The organism is Salipiger sp. ABN3_019 (genome assembly GCF_056158605.1).
In genome coordinates this window covers 1,519,555-1,536,957 of the sequence record NZ_JBSWTP010000009.1, presented here as the reverse complement: position 1 = coordinate 1,536,957, position 17,403 = coordinate 1,519,555, and the positions used below count along the sequence as shown (strand labels likewise).

The 17,403-nt window shown below is 66.1% G+C and carries 12 protein-coding genes; 5 read left to right on the top strand and 7 right to left on the bottom strand.

The window, feature by feature from the left end:
* Positions 1-25 precede the first annotated feature (25 nt).
* A complete protein-coding gene (minC, locus tag ACXAD2_RS15560) occupies positions 26-853 on the bottom strand; it encodes a septum site-determining protein MinC (protein ID WP_066105521.1) in 828 nt (275 codons plus the stop codon).
* Between the two features lie 153 nt (positions 854-1,006).
* The gene (locus tag ACXAD2_RS15555) at positions 1,007-2,827 is read right to left on the bottom strand and encodes an ABC transporter ATP-binding protein (protein WP_164182496.1); all 1,821 of its coding nucleotides are present in this window, start codon (positions 2,825-2,827) and stop codon (positions 1,007-1,009) included.
* Between the two features lie 257 nt (positions 2,828-3,084).
* Between ACXAD2_RS15555 and ACXAD2_RS15550 the strand changes: the two genes are divergently transcribed.
* From ACXAD2_RS15550 to ACXAD2_RS15540, 3 genes are all read left to right on the top strand, one after another.
* Positions 3,085-4,791, top strand: a complete 1,707-nt coding sequence (locus ACXAD2_RS15550) for a peptide ABC transporter substrate-binding protein (RefSeq protein WP_475171728.1) — start codon at positions 3,085-3,087, stop codon at positions 4,789-4,791.
* Between the two features lie 279 nt (positions 4,792-5,070).
* Complete coding sequence (locus ACXAD2_RS15545) at positions 5,071-6,108, top strand: ABC transporter permease (RefSeq protein WP_066105514.1); 1,038 nt, start codon at positions 5,071-5,073, stop codon at positions 6,106-6,108.
* Entirely contained in the window at positions 6,101-7,081 is a 981-nt protein-coding gene (locus ACXAD2_RS15540) for an ABC transporter permease (protein ID WP_066105510.1), read from the top strand. Before ACXAD2_RS15545 ends, ACXAD2_RS15540 begins: the two co-directional genes overlap by 8 nt.
* 311 nt (positions 7,082-7,392) lie before the next feature.
* On the opposite strand, the gene ACXAD2_RS15535 is transcribed toward ACXAD2_RS15540, so the two are convergent.
* The 3 genes from ACXAD2_RS15535 to ACXAD2_RS15525 all read right to left on the bottom strand — a co-directional run bounded on the left by ACXAD2_RS15535 (position 7,393) and on the right by ACXAD2_RS15525 (position 12,587).
* Positions 7,393-9,930: a penicillin-binding protein 1A gene (locus ACXAD2_RS15535; RefSeq protein WP_475171725.1), complete on the bottom strand. Its 2,538-nt coding sequence runs from the start codon at positions 9,928-9,930 to the stop codon at positions 7,393-7,395.
* A gap of 158 nt (positions 9,931-10,088) precedes the next feature.
* Positions 10,089-11,327, bottom strand: a complete 1,239-nt coding sequence (locus tag ACXAD2_RS15530) for an N-acetylmuramoyl-L-alanine amidase (protein WP_475171723.1) — start codon at positions 11,325-11,327, stop codon at positions 10,089-10,091.
* A 114-nt stretch (positions 11,328-11,441) separates the two neighbouring features.
* On the bottom strand, positions 11,442-12,587 hold the full coding sequence (locus tag ACXAD2_RS15525) for a pyridoxal phosphate-dependent aminotransferase (protein ID WP_475171721.1): 1,146 nt from the start codon (positions 12,585-12,587) through the stop codon (positions 11,442-11,444).
* Between the two features lie 67 nt (positions 12,588-12,654).
* Here ACXAD2_RS15525 and ACXAD2_RS15520 point away from each other — a divergent pair, with 67 nt between their 5' ends.
* A complete protein-coding gene (locus ACXAD2_RS15520; RefSeq protein WP_475171719.1) occupies positions 12,655-13,989 on the top strand; it encodes a M48 family metalloprotease in 1,335 nt (444 codons plus the stop codon).
* A gap of 39 nt (positions 13,990-14,028) precedes the next feature.
* A complete protein-coding gene (locus ACXAD2_RS15515) occupies positions 14,029-14,817 on the top strand; it encodes a DsbA family protein (protein ID WP_164182506.1) in 789 nt (262 codons plus the stop codon).
* A gap of 3 nt (positions 14,818-14,820) precedes the next feature.
* On the opposite strand, the gene ACXAD2_RS15510 is transcribed toward ACXAD2_RS15515, so the two are convergent.
* The gene (locus tag ACXAD2_RS15510) at positions 14,821-16,197 is read right to left on the bottom strand and encodes a sensor histidine kinase (RefSeq protein ID WP_475171715.1); all 1,377 of its coding nucleotides are present in this window, start codon (positions 16,195-16,197) and stop codon (positions 14,821-14,823) included.
* A 4-nt stretch (positions 16,198-16,201) separates the two neighbouring features.
* Positions 16,202-17,335 carry a flavodoxin-dependent (E)-4-hydroxy-3-methylbut-2-enyl-diphosphate synthase gene (ispG, locus tag ACXAD2_RS15505; RefSeq protein WP_066105492.1) on the bottom strand — a complete coding sequence of 378 codons (1,134 nt, stop codon included), beginning with the start codon at positions 17,333-17,335 and terminating at the stop codon, positions 16,202-16,204.
* Positions 17,336-17,403: the final 68 nt, after the last annotated feature.

Genomic DNA, 17,403 nt, shown 5'->3' with positions numbered 1-17,403 from the left:
GGCGGCTCCTGTCTAAATGTCGAGGTCAGGCGAACGGCGAAACGATCAGCCGCTCGTCCTCGAGGTAAATCTGCACCATCTTGTGACGCACGTCGGCGCCAAGGCTGTCGGATGTCCGGTAAAGACCGGCGATCGCCAGCAGCTCGGCATCGAGAGACTGGCAGAAGATGCGGGCATTCTCGTCCCCGTCGATGCCCGCGAAGGCGCGACCGCGCATGCGGCCATAGACGTGGATGTTTCCGGCGGCAAAAAGCTCGGCGCCGGAACTCACCGGCCCCACGACCGTCAGATCGCCCTTGTCGGCGATCACCGTCTGGCCAGAACGCACCGGCATGGTGACGATCTTGTTCTCCGGCGCCATGCGCACCGGCTCCGGCGCGGGCTGCGGCTCGGGGGCCGCTTCCGGTGCCGGTGTCGGCTCGGGGCGCGCGCGCTCGGGGATGACCCGCTGCGGGCGTTTCTGCTCGGAACTGGGCAGCGCCCCGCGCAGCGGCGCATCCCGCCCGCCGGTCACGGTGATCAGCCCCAGCCCTGCGGCCGCCTCTTTAAGGGTCTCGCCGCCGCCCTGAATACCAAAGACCGCGAGGTCACGGCGGCGCAGGTCGGCGACAAGCTCGGTCAGCGCCTCCGCGCTCACCTCAGCCTGCGATTGTTCAAGGTCGATGATCACCGGCGCGTCGGTGAAGAAGTTCGGTGTCTTCTCCAGCCGGTCCGCCAGCATCTCGTAGAACCGGGCGTCCGGCGCCGTGCTCAGGCGCAACGCCAGTGCGGTCAGGAACCGCCCCCGGAACTGGAAGGGTTTCAGTGTCGTTCCGACACCTTCGGTGTTGCCGCTGGCGACGTCTGTCTGCACGCTTGGTCTCTGCCTTCTGCTCTCGGGCCCGGCACAAATTCGTGTCTGTGCTTCGTTCCGATCGTGCATAATCATCACACGCCGACAGATCCACCTCCAAGCCCTAATTTTCTCCTTTTAGGCAGAGAAGCGCCGTATGGGTCGCCACAACCCTTAGTAGCCGCTGGCAGAGGTGAGCACGAAATGATCGTGCCCGACCTGCTGATACACGTTTGTCTCTGGCTCGTATCCAACCGGGTGAATGGGCGAGGGAATGGGCTTGAAATTGAGGTCTTTTTCCGACTTCCGGCGGCGCGGATCCGCGATCGGAACCGCCGACATCAGCGCCTTGGTATAGGGGTGCTGCGGGTTCTCGAAAACCGCCGCGCGGGGGCCGATTTCGACGATCCGGCCAAGGTACATCACCCCGACTTTGTGGCTGACCCGTTCGACCACCGCCATGTCGTGACTGATGAAAAGATAGGACAGTCCAAGCTCGGCCTGCAGTTCCATCATCAGATTGACCACCTGCGCCTGCACCGATACGTCGAGCGCCGACACGGCCTCGTCGGCCACGATCAGCTTGGGGTTGAGCGCCAGCGCACGCGCAATGGCGATCCGCTGTCGTTGACCGCCCGAAAGCTCATGCGGGAAGCGGCGCATGAAGCTGCGCGGCAGTTCCACACGATCAAACAGCATGGCCACGCGGTCCATCATTGCCGAGCCCTTGTGAGAGCCGTAATTGCGCATCGGTTCAGCGACTTGGTCGGCAAGGTTCATCTGGGGGTTCAGCGAGGCGAAGGGATCCTGAAAGATCATCTGCATCTCGCGCCGCGCGTCGCGCAGCATGTTCGGCCCCAGCCCCATCACATCAACGCCGTCGAGCACGATACGGCCCTTGTCGGGCTCCACCAGACGCAGGATCGAGCGGCCGCAGGTTGACTTGCCGCAACCCGATTCCCCCACGAGGCTCAGCGTCTGGCCCTTGTTCACGGTAAAGCTGACGTCCTCGACCGCATGCACATTCGCCACCGTCTGGCGGAAGAAACCGCCCTTCACCGGAAAGCGCGTGGTCAGCCCCTCAACTTCCAGCAGCGGCGTGTCGGTGCCGGGGATCGGTTTGATCTCGCCCTGCTCGCGGCCCAGCAGCTTCATCGGCTCGGGCAGCGCCTTGCCGCGCATCTCGCCCAGCTTCGGCACCGCCGCCAGCAGCGCCTGCGTATAGGGGTGCTGGGGCCGCTCGAAGATCTCCTCGACGGTGCCCTCTTCCACCTTGTTGCCACGGAACATGACCACCACGCGGTCGGCCATCTGCGCCACCACCGCCATGTCGTGGGTGATGAACATCACCGCCGTGCCGGTCTCGCGCTTGAGGCGGTCCATCAGGGCGAGGATCTCGGCCTGAATGGTCACGTCGAGCGCCGTGGTCGGCTCGTCGGCGATCAGCAGGCGCGGCTTGCAGGCCAGCGCCATGGCGATCACCACGCGCTGCCGCATCCCGCCCGACAGCTCGTGCGGGTATTGCTTCAGCCGCCGCTCGGGCTCGGGAATGCGCACCTGCTTGAGCAGCTCCAACGCCCGCGCCTCGGCCTCATCCTTGCTCAGCCCGCGGTGAACGCGCAGCCCCTCGGTCAGCTGACGGCCCACGGTGAACACCGGGTTCAGCGCGGTCATCGGCTCTTGGAAGATCATGCCGATCTCATTGCCGCGAATGTCGCGCATCACATCTTGGCTGGCCTTGGCGAGATCGGTCTCGCCGCCGTCCTTGCGATCAAAAATTAGGCGCCCGTTGGCAATCTCGCCGCCGCCGAACTCGATCAGCCGCATCAGAGACAGCGAACTGACCGACTTACCCGAGCCGGATTCCCCAACGACGCAAACGGTTTCGCCCGCATTGATCTCGAAGCTTACGTCTTCGACACCGGCCACCGGGCCGTCTTTTGTCTCGAATTCAACGCGCAGGCGTTCGATCCGCGCAATGGGGGTGTCCAGCATCAGGGCCTCTCCGTATGGGTCCGTGCAAACGCTAAAGGCACCTTTGTCAAAGTGTCAAACCCAAGGCCCACCTGACCCCAAGGCAATGCTTGCATTTTGCGCGCGTTCTGTTTCGATGAGGCCCAAGCGGGATGAGACGAGTGCAAGCGCCGAGGCCAAGGGTCCGGCGTTTCACGGTTTTCCCGCTGATACAAAGAAGAGACCAAACGGTCGATGAAAGGCCAATATGGTCTTAGGTCGATAACAGGGAGTGACCTATGAAACTCAAGACCCTCCTGCTCGGGGCTGCCGCCAGCTTTGCTCTGGCCCCCGCCGCAATGGCGGAGCGCGGCTCCGACGGGCATGTGAACATCATCTATTGGCAGGCGCCGTCGATCATGACGCCCTACCTGTCGAGCGGCACGAAGGACATCGAAGCCTCGTCGCTCGTGCTCGAGCCGCTGGGCCGCTACACCGAGACCGGCGCGCTGGTCCCGTTCCTGGCTGAAGAGATTCCCACCGTCGAAAACGGCGGCGTGGCGGAAGACCTGAAGTCGATTACCTGGAAGCTGAAAGAGGGCCTGCTGTGGTCCGACGGCTCGCCGGTGACCTCGGCTGACGTGAAATTCACTGCCGACTACTGCATGAACCCCGAAGGCGGCTGCGCGCAGCTGGCAAAGTTCGACCACATCACCGCGATCGACACCCCTGACGATCTGACCGTGGTGGTGAGCTTCGACAAGGCCATGCCGAACCCCTACGGTCCGTTCATGGGCGGCCAGTCCCCGATCCTGCAAAAGGCGCAGTTCGAGAACTGCGTGGGCGCGGCAGCCTCGACCTGCACCGAGGCCAACTTCAACCCGATCGGCACCGGCCCCTTCGTGGTCGACGAGTTCAAGCCGAACGACGTGATCTCGCTGTCCGCAAACCCCAACTACCGTGACCCCGCGAAGCCCGCTTTCGCCACCGTCACGCTGAAGGGCGGCGGCGATGCGGAATTGGCGGCCCGCGCGGTTCTGCAGACCGGCGAGTTCGACTACGCATGGAACCTGCAGCTGGCCCCCGACGTCCTCGCCTCCATGGCTGAAGGCGGCGCTGGCACCCCGGTCTCGGCCTTCGGCACCCTGGTCGAACGTCTCGAGATGAACATGACCGACCCGTCGCCGGACCTGCCCGAGGGCGAGCGCGCCACCGTCGCGCATCCGCACCCGATCCTGTCCGACTTCAAAGTCCGCAAGGCGCTCTCGATGGCCATCGACCGCAACTTGCTGACCGAGATCGGCTATGGTCAGGCTGGCCGCGCCACCTGTAACCTCGTGCCCGCGCCCGAGCTTTACGCCTCGGACAACACCGAATGTCTGACCCAGGACCTCGAAGGCGCCAAGGCGCTGCTCGAAGAAGCGGGCTGGACCGACAGCGATGGCGACGGTGTGCGTGAGAAGGACGGCGAGAAGCTGAGCCTGCTCTACCAGACCTCGACCAATGCCGTGCGTCAGGACTTCCAGGCCCTGATCAAGGATTGGTGGCGCCAGATCGGTGTCGAAACCGAACTGCGCAACGTCGACGCTTCGGTGTTCTTCGGCGGTGACCCGGGCTCGCCCGACACCTTCCAGAAGTTCTATGCCGACGTCGAGATGTACGCGAACAACTTCGACGGCACCGACCCGCAGTCCTATCTGCAGATGTACCGCTGCGGCAACGAGCCGAAGCCGTCCTCGCAGTGGCAGGGTGAGAACATCAACCGCTTCTGCAACGAGGAGTATGATGCTCTGCTCGACGAGCTGGCGCAGACCGGCGAGCTGGACAAGCGCGGCGAACTGGCCAAGAAGCTGAACGACATCATCACCAAAGAGACGATGACCATCGTTCCGCTGGTCGACCGTGGCCGCGTGTCGGCGCATTCCAACACGCTGGGCGGTGTCATCCTGAACACCTGGGACAGCGAGCTCTGGAACGCCGCCGACTGGTATCGCACCGAAGGCTGATCCCCTGACACGCACGTCCCCGCCCGGCGCGGGGACGTGCCCTTTTTCGGAAGGTCTGCCCGTGACCTCACCTCTCCGGAACCCGAACCCCGGCACTCTGCCCCGGTTCACTGACGCGGCCGCTGCCGCCTCACGGCGACAGCCGGTTCCGCCGCACGGGCCCCACAACAAAGACACGGAATTCATGACGCACACAGCCCGCATCCATGACCGGTGCCGGACGCGCGCGCTGCATTCGCAGCAAGGACGCGCCCGCCGCCTCGCCCGCGAGGTCCGCACATGCTGACCTATGCGATCCGACGCCTCGTCCTTTCGGTCCCGACGCTGCTGTTCATCAGCTTCGTGATCTTCATGCTGCTGCAGCTTGCGCCGGGCGACCCCATGGCGCAGGTGCCGCTGACGGTGCCGCCCGAGGTGAAGCAGAAGATGCGCGAGGCGCTTGGCGTCGGCGAGCCGGCGCTGGTGCAATACTGGAAATGGCTGGTGCAGGTGTTCTGGACCGAGCCGAAGATTTTCATCGACTGGCTGACCCGCGACACATGGCTGCTCGGCTGGCTGCCCGACACGCATCTCTATCAGGGTGAGCTGCGGGTGATCTCCTGGCAGACCCGCTCGCCGGTGATGGACATCGTGCTGCAGCGCATCCCGCAGACGCTCTGGGTCGTTGGCCTGAGCTATGTGGTCGGCGTGCTGATCGCCCTGCCGATCGGCATCTACTCGGCCTACCGGCAGTATTCGGTCTTTGACCAGGCCGGGACGTTCATCACCATGGTCGGCTTCTCGATCCCGCCGTTCTTCACCGGGCCGCTGCTGATCGTGATCTTCTCGGTCTACCTTGGCTGGTTCCCGTCGATCTACGACACCACTCACGTTGTGAATGACTGGGAGAGCTTCAAGTTCCAGCTCCTGCAGATGATCATGCCGGTGATGGTGCTGGCGCTGCAGACCACCGCGCAGCTGTCGCGCTACATGCGCGCCTCGATGCTCGACAACCTCAATCAGGACTATGTGCGCACCGCCCGCGCCAAGGGCCTGTCCGAGGCCGTGGTGGTGATGATCCACGTGCTGCGCAACTCGATGATCCCGGTGATCACCGTAATCGCGCTTGGCGTACCGGCGATCTTCGGCGGCGCGATCATCACCGAGAACGTCTTCAAGGTGAACGGCATCGGCCAGCTCCTGATCACCGCGCTCTTCGCCAACGACCTGCCGATGGTGATGACGCTGACCTTCATCTTTGCCGTGCTGATCGTGGCCTTCAACCTGATCGCCGACATCCTCTATGGCCTTCTCGACCCGAGGATCCGCTATGACTGAGCCCGTTCCCGCATCCCCCGCCCCGATCGAGGCCCTGCGCGACAAGGGTCCGGACAAGCCGCCGCGTTCGAAGTGGAAGGACGTCTGGAGCCAGTTCCGCAAGCACAAGGGCGCGATGATCGGGGGATTCTTCCTGATCTTCATCACCCTGGGTGTGCTGATCGGCCCCTATCTGTGGACGCTCGATCCGCAGGCGCTGGACATCCGCGCCAAGGACATGCGCCCGGTCTACACCGCGCTTTGGGACAGCACCGCCAAGACCAGCTGGGCGCATCCGCTGGGCAGCGACCAGCTGGGCCGTGACAACCTCTCGCAGCTGATCGCGGGCGGGCGCGCCTCGATGGCCGTGGGCTGGGCGGCGATGATCCTGTCGCTGGTGATCGGTGCCGGCGTTGGCGTGCTGGCGGGCTACTTCCGCAAGCTCGACGGCCCGTTGATGCGCCTGACGGATCTGTTCCTGTCGCTGCCGATCCTGCCGCTGCTGCTGGTGGCCGTGACGCTGTTCCGCCAGCCGCTGCGCGCCAACTTCGGCCCCGAGGGCGGCATGTTCATCCTCATCGTCACCGTGGTCGGCATCACCTCGTGGATGCCCACGGCGCGCATCGTGCGCGGCGACGTGCTGGCGCTCAAAGAGCGCGAGTTCGTGCTGGCGGCGCGCTCGATCGGCACCAAGCCGTTCCAGATCATCAAGCGCCACCTGCTGCCGAACGTGCTCTCGCCGATCATGGTCTCGGCGACGCTGGGCCTCGCCACGGCGATCATCACCGAGAGCGCCCTGTCGTTCCTCGGTGTGGGCTTTCCGTCGGACTTCCCGACCTGGGGCAAGATGCTGGCCGATGCGGTGGCGCGGATGGAAGACTTCCCCGAGCGGGTGATCCTGCCCGGCATCGCCATCTCGCTGACCGTGCTGGGGGTGAACTACCTCGGCGACGGCCTGCGCGACGCGCTCGACCCGCGCATCCGCGGCCGCTGAGCGGCGCACCAGCAGGGTCCGCTACCGGGGCGGGAGGCATTGGCCTCCCGCCCCTTTTCTTGCGCGCCCCGCGCTCTCCCGGCGCTGCGTAGTCGGCACTGCAGAAGATGCGTATTTTTCAAAGAGAAGAAGACCCTGTCGCCCCAAAGCCGCGCCCAGCCTCTTCTTCTCTTTGAAAATACGCCGGGGTGAATTGGCCGTAGGCCAAGAGGGGCAGCGCCCCTCCACACCCCCGCCCGCAGACCTTTCGCAAAAGAAAAGGCGGAGGGGTTCCCCTCCGCCTTGTCGATCCCGTTAAACCGTAGCGTCGCTCAGTAGAGGCCACCCGAGCTGAGTGTGCCGAAGGAGGCCTTCGGGCCCACCGTCGCCTTGCGCCCTGTGGAGGTGGTGACCTCGCGCGGGCGGGTCGAGCCGTCGGGTTGGATCATGTCGAAATTGCCCGACATCGCCCAGCCGCCATCGAGCTGGATGCCAAAGAGCGGCTCTTCGCCCGAGCGGAAACATTCGGCCACCACGTTCGGCCCCGAAGCATCCGGCCCCAGACGCGCGCCGGTGAAGCGGTCCATGTTGAGGAAGTTACAGGCAGGCGGCACTTTGAACTGACCGCCGCCGTATTTCTCGACCGCCTTGAGCATGAAGCGGTTGAACACCGGCCCGCACATGCCGCCACCCGAAGCGCCCCGGCCCAGCGGGCGCGGCGTGTCGTAACCGATGTAGCAGCCCGCCACGATGTTCGAGGTAAAGCCGAGCATCCACACGTCCTTGGCATCGTTGGTGGTGCCGGTCTTGCCTGCCGTGGGCACCGGCAGGTTGACCGTGCGCGAGGCGGTGCCGCGCTGCACCACGCCCTGCATCATCGAGGTAAGCTGATAGGCGGTGACCGCATCCATGATCCGGTCGCGGTTGTTGCGGATGTCCGGGCCACGGCCCGGCGGCAGGTTCGGGTCGGCGCAATCAAGGCAGCTGCGCTCATTGCCCTTTTGATACTCATGGTTGTAGACCGTGCGGCCATAGCGGTCCTGCACCCGGTCGACCAGCGTCGGCTCGACCCGCTCGCCGCCGTTGGCGAACATCGCATAGGCCGAGATCATCTTGTAGAGCGTGGTCTCATCCGCCCCGAGCGCATTGGCCAGCACCCGGCCCATGTGGTCATAGACCCCGAACTTTTCAGCGTAGCGCCCCACCGTATCCATGCCGATCTCTTGTGCGAGACGGATGGTCATCAGGTTCCGCGACTGCTCGATGCCAGTGCGTAGCGGCGTCGGACCGTAGTAGGTGTTCGACGCGTTCTTCGGCCGCCAGACGCCCTGCGGCGTGTCGATCTCGATCGGGGCGTCGATGATCACCGTGGAGGGCGAGAACCCCGAGTCCAGCGCCGCGGCGTAGACGAAGGGCTTGAAGCTGGAGCCGGGCTGGCGCAGCGCCTGCGTGGCGCGGTTGAACACCGAGTTCTGGTAGCTGAAGCCACCCTGCATGGCGATCACCCGGCCGGTGTTCACGTCCATCGCCATGAAGGCGCCCTGCACGCGCGGCACCTGCCGCAGCGTCCAGCGGATGAACGTGCCATCCTGATCGGTGACCATGGCGCGCACATGCACCACGTCGCCGCGCTTGAAATTATCGGCAAAGCTGCCGCGGATCCACGAGATGTCTTCGCGTGGCACCACCGAGGGGCGTTCCGCCGTGTCCGGCGTGTCCTCGATGCCGAGGCGCATCTGGCTGTCGCCCACCTCCAGCACCACCGCCGGCAGCCACTGGCTTTCGAGGTCGATGTCGCGCGCAATCGGCACCGCCGCCAGCGCCGCCCGCCAGTCCTCTTCCGAGCCGAGGCTCTCTTCGGGGATGGTCTTGCCGGAGCCGCGCCAGCGGCCAAGGCTGCGGTCGTAATCCTCGAGCGCGATGCGCAGCGACTGCGCCGCCTCCACCTGCATCTCGGGGTCGAGCGTCGCGCGCACCGAAAGGCCGCCCGAGAAGAACTCGCCCTCGCCGAATTCGGTGGTCAGCTGGCGGCGGATCTCGTCGGTGAAATAGTCGCGCGGCGGCAGCGACTTCTGATAGGGCTCGAAATCGCCGTTCTGCACCGAGCGCAGCGGCTGGCTGACCTCGGTCTCATAGGTGGCCGTGTCGATATAGCCGTTCTCGCGCATCTCGCGCAGAACGTAGTTGCGGCGGTCGAGCAGGCGCTGCTTGTTGCGCACCGGGTGAAAGTCCGACGGCGCTTTCGGCATCGAGGCGAGCATCGCCGCCTCATGCGGGGCAAGCTCGGACAGGCTCTTGTTGAAATAGGTCTGCGCCGCGGCGGTGACGCCATAGGAGTTCTGGCCGAGGAAAATCTCGTTGAGATAGAGCTCGAGGATCTTGTCCTTGCTCAGCGTTTCTTCGAGGCGCGAGGCGAGGATGATCTCTTTGATCTTGCGCTCGATCTTGCGGTCGCCGGAGAGCAGGAAGTTCTTCATCACCTGCTGGGTGATGGTCGACGCGCCGCGCACATCGCGGCCACGGGTGCGCACCGCGTCGAAGGCAGCGGCGGCGATGCCGCGCACGTCATAGCCGTGGTGCTCGTAGAAGTTCTTGTCCTCGGCGGAGATGAAGGCTTCCTTGACGAGATCGGGGATCTGATCGGCCGGGGTGAACAGCCGCCGCTCCTGCGCAAACTCGTCAATGATCTGACCTTCTTGCGAGTAGATGCGCGAGATCGTCGGCGGCGTGTATTGCGCAAGGCTTTCATGGCTTGGCAGGTCGCGGCCATAGATCCAGAAGACCGCGCCAATAGACAGCGCGACCGCCATCACTCCCAGAGTGATGACGCTGAAGATGGCCCCGAAGAACGAGAGAATGAACCTGGTCACAAGCAATGCCCCTTTGGATTGCAGCCCCATTATACAACGCGCGGGCTCAGGTCAAAACACAAGGCTGCCAGAGGGCAGCCCGGAACGGCGATCTCATGCCGGAGCGCGCCGTTCACCCGCCCATTCGCACCGCCTGATGCCGTCCTAATACCGCCAGCCTATTGCCGCCGCAGCCGCGCCAAGGCTTCGTCCTCGATCGCCCATGCGTCGATGCCGTCGCGGATCCCCGCCGCCATGCCCGCGCGCCATGCCGGATCCTGCAGATGATTTAGGTCTTCGGCGGTCGACAGGAACCCCACTTCGATCAGCACCGAGGGGATATCGGCGGCCTTGAGCACCGAGAAGCCCGCCTGTCGCAGCGGGCGTTTGTGCACCTGCCCCACCGCGTTGCGGATGCCCGACACCAGCTGCCGTGCCAGCGCCTTGCCGCGCGGCGCATTGTCGAGCCGCGCCAGATCCATCAGCACATTGGCGACCCGGTCGTCGGAGCCCGAAAGATCGAGCCCGGCGAGAATGTCGTCGCGGTCGTGGCGCTCGGCCAGCGCGGCGGAAGCCGCATCCGAGGCATCCTCGGCCAGCGTGTAGACCGTGGCGCCATGGGCGATGCCCTGTTCGATGGCGTCAGCGTGCAGCGAGATGAAGAGATCGGCGCGTGCGTCATGCGCCAGCGCCACCCGCCCTTCGAGCGAGACAAAGACATCCGCATCGCGGGTCATTAGCACCTCGTAGCCCGCGCGGCGCAACACGTCGCGCAGATCGCGCGCGAAGGTCAGCATCAGGTCGGCCTCGGCGTGGCCGTCGCGCTGCGCGCCCGGATCAATGCCGCCGTGCCCCGGATCGAGGACGATGCGCAGCGGCGCGCCCGGGTTGCGCAGCGGCGCGGCCTTGGCCTTGGCCGGCGGCAGGTCCCAACGCGGATCGCGCGGCACCCCTGAGTGCGCGGCCATCTCGGCGGCGCTCGCCTTGGCCAGTGTCAGGCGCAGCGTCGCGGCGCCGGTCTCTTCCGAGACCTTCATCCCCGCCTTGTCGATGATCATCGGCTGCGACAGCTCGGCCACCAGCCGCGACCAGCCCGAGCGGAACGGCCCCATCCGCAGCGCGCTTACCGCCTCGGCGCGATCCATCGCCGCCGCATCCGCGCCGGTCCAGTCGACCTCGCGGAAATCCAGCACCAGCCGCGCCGGATCGGTCAGGGTGAAGGCGCGCCACGGCACGCCCTGGCTCAGATCGAGGGTCAGCGCGGCACCGCTGCGGCCATGATCCTCGGCGCCGCCGTCCAGCAGACGCGCCTGCCCGCCAAGCCCGGCGCTCTGCGCCTGCGCGCCGCTTGGGCCGGGCGTGGTGCCAAGCATGGCGCAGAACACGCCCGCCGCGATGATCCGGAAAATACTGCTCATCCGCCTGTCTGTCTTTTTGTGGTTGGGCTAGAGCCTAGCAGTCCCGGCCCGGATTCGCACCTGCTTCGCGGCGGATGCGATGATCACATTGCGGCGCGGCGAGGCTGGTGCGGCTCAGCCCCGGCTTGCCATGAAGGTCTTGAGCCGCGCCAGCCCCTCTTCGATCTCCGCCGTGCCGCGCGCGTAGGAAAAGCGCAGCGTCCCCGCCCCGCGCGCCGGATCGAAATCGAGACCCGGCGTCACGGCGACACCGGCTTTCTCGAGGATCTCGGCGGCAAAGGCGCGGCTGTCATCGGTCAGATGGCTGACGTCGGCATAGACGTAGAAGGCGCCATCGGGCGGCGCGATCCGGTCAAAGCCCGCCTTGGGCAGCCCCTCCATCATCAGCGTGCGGTTCTTGGCGTAGACCGCAAGGTTGGCCTGCAGTTCCTCGGTCGCGTCCATCGCGGCGAGCGCCGCGACCTGCGAGGCGTTGGGTGCGCAGATGAAAAGGTTCTGCGCCAGCCGCTCGAACTGCCGCACCTGCGCCTCGGGGACCACCAGCCAGCCGACCCGCCAGCCGGTCATCGAGAAATACTTCGAGAAGGAGTTGATCACGCAGACATCGTCGGAAACCTGCAGCGCGGTCACCGGCTTCTTGTCGTAATCGATGCCGTGGTAAATCTCGTCTGACAGGAACGACGCGCCCCGCGCCTGCACCGCATCGACCAGCGCCGCCAGTTCGGGCTTGCCCAGCATGGTGCCGGTGGGGTTGCTGGGCGAGGCGACCATGGCGCCCTCATAGCCCACCCCGGCAAGGTCCTGCGGGGTCAGCTGATAGCGGTTCTCGGCGGAGGTCTGCACTTCGACCGGACGCAGGTCCAGCGCCTTGAGGATCTGCCGGTAGGACGGATAGCCCGGCGCCCCCAGCGCCACCCGGTCGCCCGCGTCGAAAAGCGCCGAGAAGGCAAGGATGAACCCGCCCGAAGAGCCCGGCGTGACCACCACCCGCTCGGGGTTCAGATCGACGTCATACCATTCGCCGTATAGCCGCGCGATGCGCGCCCGCAGTTCGGGAATGCCAAGCGCCACGGTGTAGCCGAGCGCATCGCTTTCCATCGCCTCGGCCAGCGCCTTGCGGGCGGCCTCTGGCGCGGGCGAGCTGGGCTGGCCCACTTCCATGTGGATGATGTGGCGGCCCGCCGCCTCGGCGGCGCGGGCCTGCTCCATCACATCCATCACGATGAAGGGATCAACTGCCCCGCGGCTTGAGTTTCGCATGTCTCTCTCCCATGGTGACCCGGCACGACGCCTCCGGGCGGAGTACGAAGCTTCAAAGGGAGGGTCAATGCCGCGCGCCACGCTGCGCTTGGTTGCAACGCTCTGCGCCCTGGCCCTGCTGCTGGTGGCGCCCTCTGCGCGTGCCGCCACGCTTTTGCGCGACGCCGACATCGAACACGCGCTGAGCCAGCTGAGTGCGCCGGTGCTGCGCGCCGCCGGGCTGAGCCCGGGACAGGTGCAGGTGATGGTCGTGCAGGACGACCGGCTGAACGCTTTCGTCGCCGACCCCAGCCATATCTTCGTGAATTCCGGCCTGCTGATGAAACTGCCGAGCGCCAAGGCGCTGCAGGCGGTGCTGGCGCATGAGGCCGCGCATATCACCGGCGGGCATATCACCCGGCGGCTCGGCAATATGCGGGCGGCGCGCAACGCCGCTGGTCTGGGCATGGTGCTGGCCGTCGCCGCCGGTGCCGCCTCGGGCAGTGCCGACGCCGCGGCCGGGCTGCTGATCGGAACGCAAAGCTCGGCGCTGCGCAGTTTTCTCGGCCACACCCGCGCCGAGGAAAGCTCGGCCGATATCGCCTCGGTGCGCACGCTGGTCACCGCCGGGATCGACCCGCGTGGCGCGCTGCAGGCGCAGGAGCTGTTTCTCGGGCAAGAGGCGCTGAACGTCGGGCGGCAGGATCCCTATATGCAAAGCCATCCGCTGACCCGCGACCGTTTCCGCAGCCTCGAGGCGCTGGTGGCGGGCGCGAAGATGGCCGAAGCCGATGATCCCGCCGCGCAATATTGGTTCCTGCGTGCCCGCGGCAAGCTCACCGCCTTCCTGCGCGCGCCGGGCTGGACGCTGGACCGGCTGGACCGCAGCGGCAGCCAAGACATCGCGCTGATGCGCGAGGCGGTCGCCCGCCACCGCCAGTCCGATCTTGGCAGGGCTCTGCGGGCGATCGACGGCGCCATCGCGCTGCGCTCCAATGATCCCTTCTATCGCGACCTGAAGGGCCAGATCCTGCTGGAATCGCGCCGCCCCGAAGAGGCCGCCCGCGTCGGCGAGCAGGCCCGGCGCTTGGCACCGCGCAACGCGCAGGTCCTTGGCGGGCTGGGCCGGGCGCAACTGGCGTCAAAGCAATACGCCCCGGCGCTGCAGACGTTGGAAGCCGCGCGCGGTCGCGACTGGGCCGATCCGCGCATCCTGCGCGACATCTCGGTGGCCTACGCCCGCGCCGGCAACACCGGCATGGCCTCGGAGGCCACGGCACAGCGCTATGCGCTGCAGAACCGGATGGAAGACGCCGCCATTCACGCAAAACGTGCATTGGACTTACTGCCACGCGGCTCGGCCCCGTGGCGCCGGGCGCAGGATGTGCTAGACGCATCCGAGCGCGCCGCAAGGAAACGCTGACACCGCCCCCTGCGGGCGCAATTGACCGACGGAGACAAGATGCAATCCCTTTCGACCCGACGCACCGCCCTTCGCCGCGCCGCCGCCTCGCTGGCCGTGGCCACCGGGCTCATGGCGCAGCCCGTGGCGGCCCAGAGCTTTGACCTCGAGAACCTCACCCCCGAACAGCGCGAGGCCTTCCGCGCCGAGGTGCGGGAGTATCTGCTCGACAACCCCGAAGTGATCATGGAGGCGGTGAGCGCGCTCGAAGCCAAGCAGCAGCAGCAACAGGCCGCCGCCGACGAAGACCTCGTCGCCGCCAACGCTGGCGCGCTCTTCGATGACGGCTACAGCTGGGTGGGAGGCAACCCCGACGGCGACGTGACCATCGTGGAGTTTTCCGATTACCGCTGCGGCTATTGCCGCAAGGCCTTCCCCGAGGTCGAGCAGCTGGTGCAAAGCGATGGCAACATCCGCATCGTCATCAAGGAATTCCCGATCCTCGGGCAGGACAGCGTGACCTCGTCGCGCTTTGCGCTGGCCACCATGCTGGTCGAGGGGCCGGACGCCTACAAGCAGATGCATGACGCGCTGATCTCGCTCAAGCAGGAGCCGAGCGAGCCGGTGCTGTCGAAACTGGCGGACACGCTTGGGCTGGATGGTGAGGCCATTCTCGCCAAGATGAGCGATCCCGAGGTCGACCGCCGCATCAAGGAAACTCATGAGCTGGCGCAGCGCCTGCAGATCAGCGGCACGCCGACCTTCGTGTTTGGCGACCAGATGCTGCGCGGCTATGTGCCGATCGACGGGATGCGCCAGATCGTCGACCAGATCCGCAGCGAGGGCTGAGCCCTACTCTGCCGCGTCGGCGACCCCGGTCGCCGACCGCACCCCACGTCCGGCCTGTGGCGTCCTTTCCACCGCGGCCTCTGCGCCAGCCTCCACGCTCCGCACCGGCAGACAGAGCCTTGCGCAGGTGCCGCGCCCGCCGCGCCCGGACGCGAGCTCGAAGCTGCCGCCCGACTGCTCTGCAAATCCGCGCAGCATCGCCAGCCCCAGCCCCGATCCCTGCCCCACCGGCTTGGTGGTGAAATAGGGCTCGCAGACCAGCGGCATCAGATCGGCGGCAATGCCGGGGCCACTGTCGCTCAGCTCAAAGCAGACAGACCGCCCACGCCGCAGAACCGCCAGTTCAAGCGTGCCACCCGTCGGCATCGCGTCACAGGCGTTCTTGACCAATTCCAGAAGGCAGGCCTGCAGCCGCGGCGCATCCACATGCACATCGGGCAGATCGGGCGCGACGCTCAGCGTCAGCCGGTGGCCCGGCCCCAGCACCGCAAGGGCGCGGCGCTGCACCTCGCGCGCCTGACTGGCCGGAAGCACCGCCAGCGGGCTGAGCGGCGCGCGGCTGGCCGTCGCCAGCAACTGCCCGGTCAGGTCGGCCCCGCGCCGCGCCGCACGCTCGGCCTCGTCCAGCAACTCGTCACGCTCTGCCGCGCTGCCGGTCAGCCGCGCCAGTTCCAGATTGCCCAGAACGGCGGTCAGCAGGTTGTTGAAATCATGCGCAACGCCGCCGGTGAGTTGCTCCAGCGCCCGGCCCCGCGCTTTGGCCAGCGCCTCGCCTGCAGCAATCTCCAGCGCCTCGCGGGTGCGCAGCGCACTCCATGCGACGCGGCAGAAGTAGACATAGCAGATCACCAACGCCGCGCTGATCAGCACCGTATCGGGGGTGCCGGGATCGACGTGCCAAAGCCAACCCGCCCGCGCAAGGATACCCACCGCCATCAGCGACAGATCGAGCACCAGCAAAAGCCGCAGGTGCACGCGGTAAGACAGCGTGTTCAGCAGCGCGACGAAGACGAACATCAGCGACAGGATCGACAGCGCAGGCTCGCCCTGCATCCACAGGATCATGCCCCCGGCGATATAGGTCAGCCCCGAAAGGATCAGCGTCAGCACCGGCAGCAGCAACCGCAGGCGATAGCCGGTGTCGGGAAGCGTGGTCACGGCGAGGAAATGCAGGCCAAAGATCACGATCATGCCCGCCAGCCACGGCAGCATCATCGGCACATCCATGAAAGCCCATATCGCCAGAGAGGCGAGGCTGATCAGCGCGACGCTCAGCAGCCCTTGCGCGCGCCGCAGCCCCTCGAGACTGCGCAACGCGGTGAAATCCAACAGTTGACCGGCGGGCGGGATGACCCCTTCGAGTGCACTCGCCCGCTGCACGAGACTACTCCGCAGCCTGCGCTTTGGCGGCCTCGTCGGCCTCGATCTGGGCGGCCTTCTTCTCGACCTCTTCGACGATGTGGTCGATCATTTGCTCGTTGGACATCTTGTGGCTGGCCTTGCCCGCCAGATAGACCATGCCCGAACCCGCACCGCCGCCGGTAAAGCCGACGTCGGTCATCAGCGCCTCGCCCGGTCCGTTCACCACGCAGCCGATGATCGACAGGCTCATCGGGGTCTTGATGTGCTCCAGCCGCTCTTCGAGCGTTTCCACCGTCTTGATCACGTCAAAGCCCTGACGCGCGCAGGACGGGCAGGAAATGATGTTCACGCCGCGGTGGCGCAGGCCGAGGGATTTGAGGATTTCGTAGCCGACCTTCACCTCTTCGACCGGATCGGCCGAGAGCGAGACACGGACCGTGTCGCCGATGCCCATCCACAGCAGCTGGCCAAGGCCGATGGCGCTTTTGATGGTGCCCGAGGTCAGCCCGCCCGCCTCGGTGATGCCGAGGTGGATGGGTTTGTCGGTGGCTTCCGCCAGCCCCATGTAGGCGGCGGACGACAGGAACACGTCCGAGGCTTTCACGCTGATCTTGAACTCGTGGAAGTCGTTGTCTTCCAGAATGCGGATGTGATCGAGCGCGGATTCGACCATCGCCTCGGGGCACGGCTCGCCGTATTTCTCGAGCAGATGCTTTTCGAGCGATCCGCCGTTCACCCCGATGCGCATAGAGCAGCCGTGGTCGCGCGCGGCGGCGATCACTTCGCGCACGCGCTCGGGGCTGCCGATGTTGCCGGGGTTGATGCGCAGGCAGGCGGCGCCAGCTTCGGCGCTTTCGATGCCGCGCTTGTAGTGGAAATGGATGTCGGCGACGATCGGCACCGGGCTTTCACGCACGATCTCTTTCAGCGCCTTCGAGCTGGCCTCATCGGGCACCGAGACGCGAACGATGTCGGCGCCCGCCTCGGCGGCGCGCTGCACCTGTTCAATGGTCGCCTTGACGTCGGTGGTGACGGTGTTGGTCATGGTCTGCACCGAGATCGGGGCATCCCCGCCCACCGGCACGTTGCCCACCATGATCTGCCGGGATTTGCGGCGCTCGATGCTGCGCCATGGGCGGATCGGGTTGTGGCTCATGCGGAAGGACCCTCCTGAGGGCAGTCATTTGTACTCATGTCCAACATAGCCCCCGTGGCGTCATGAAA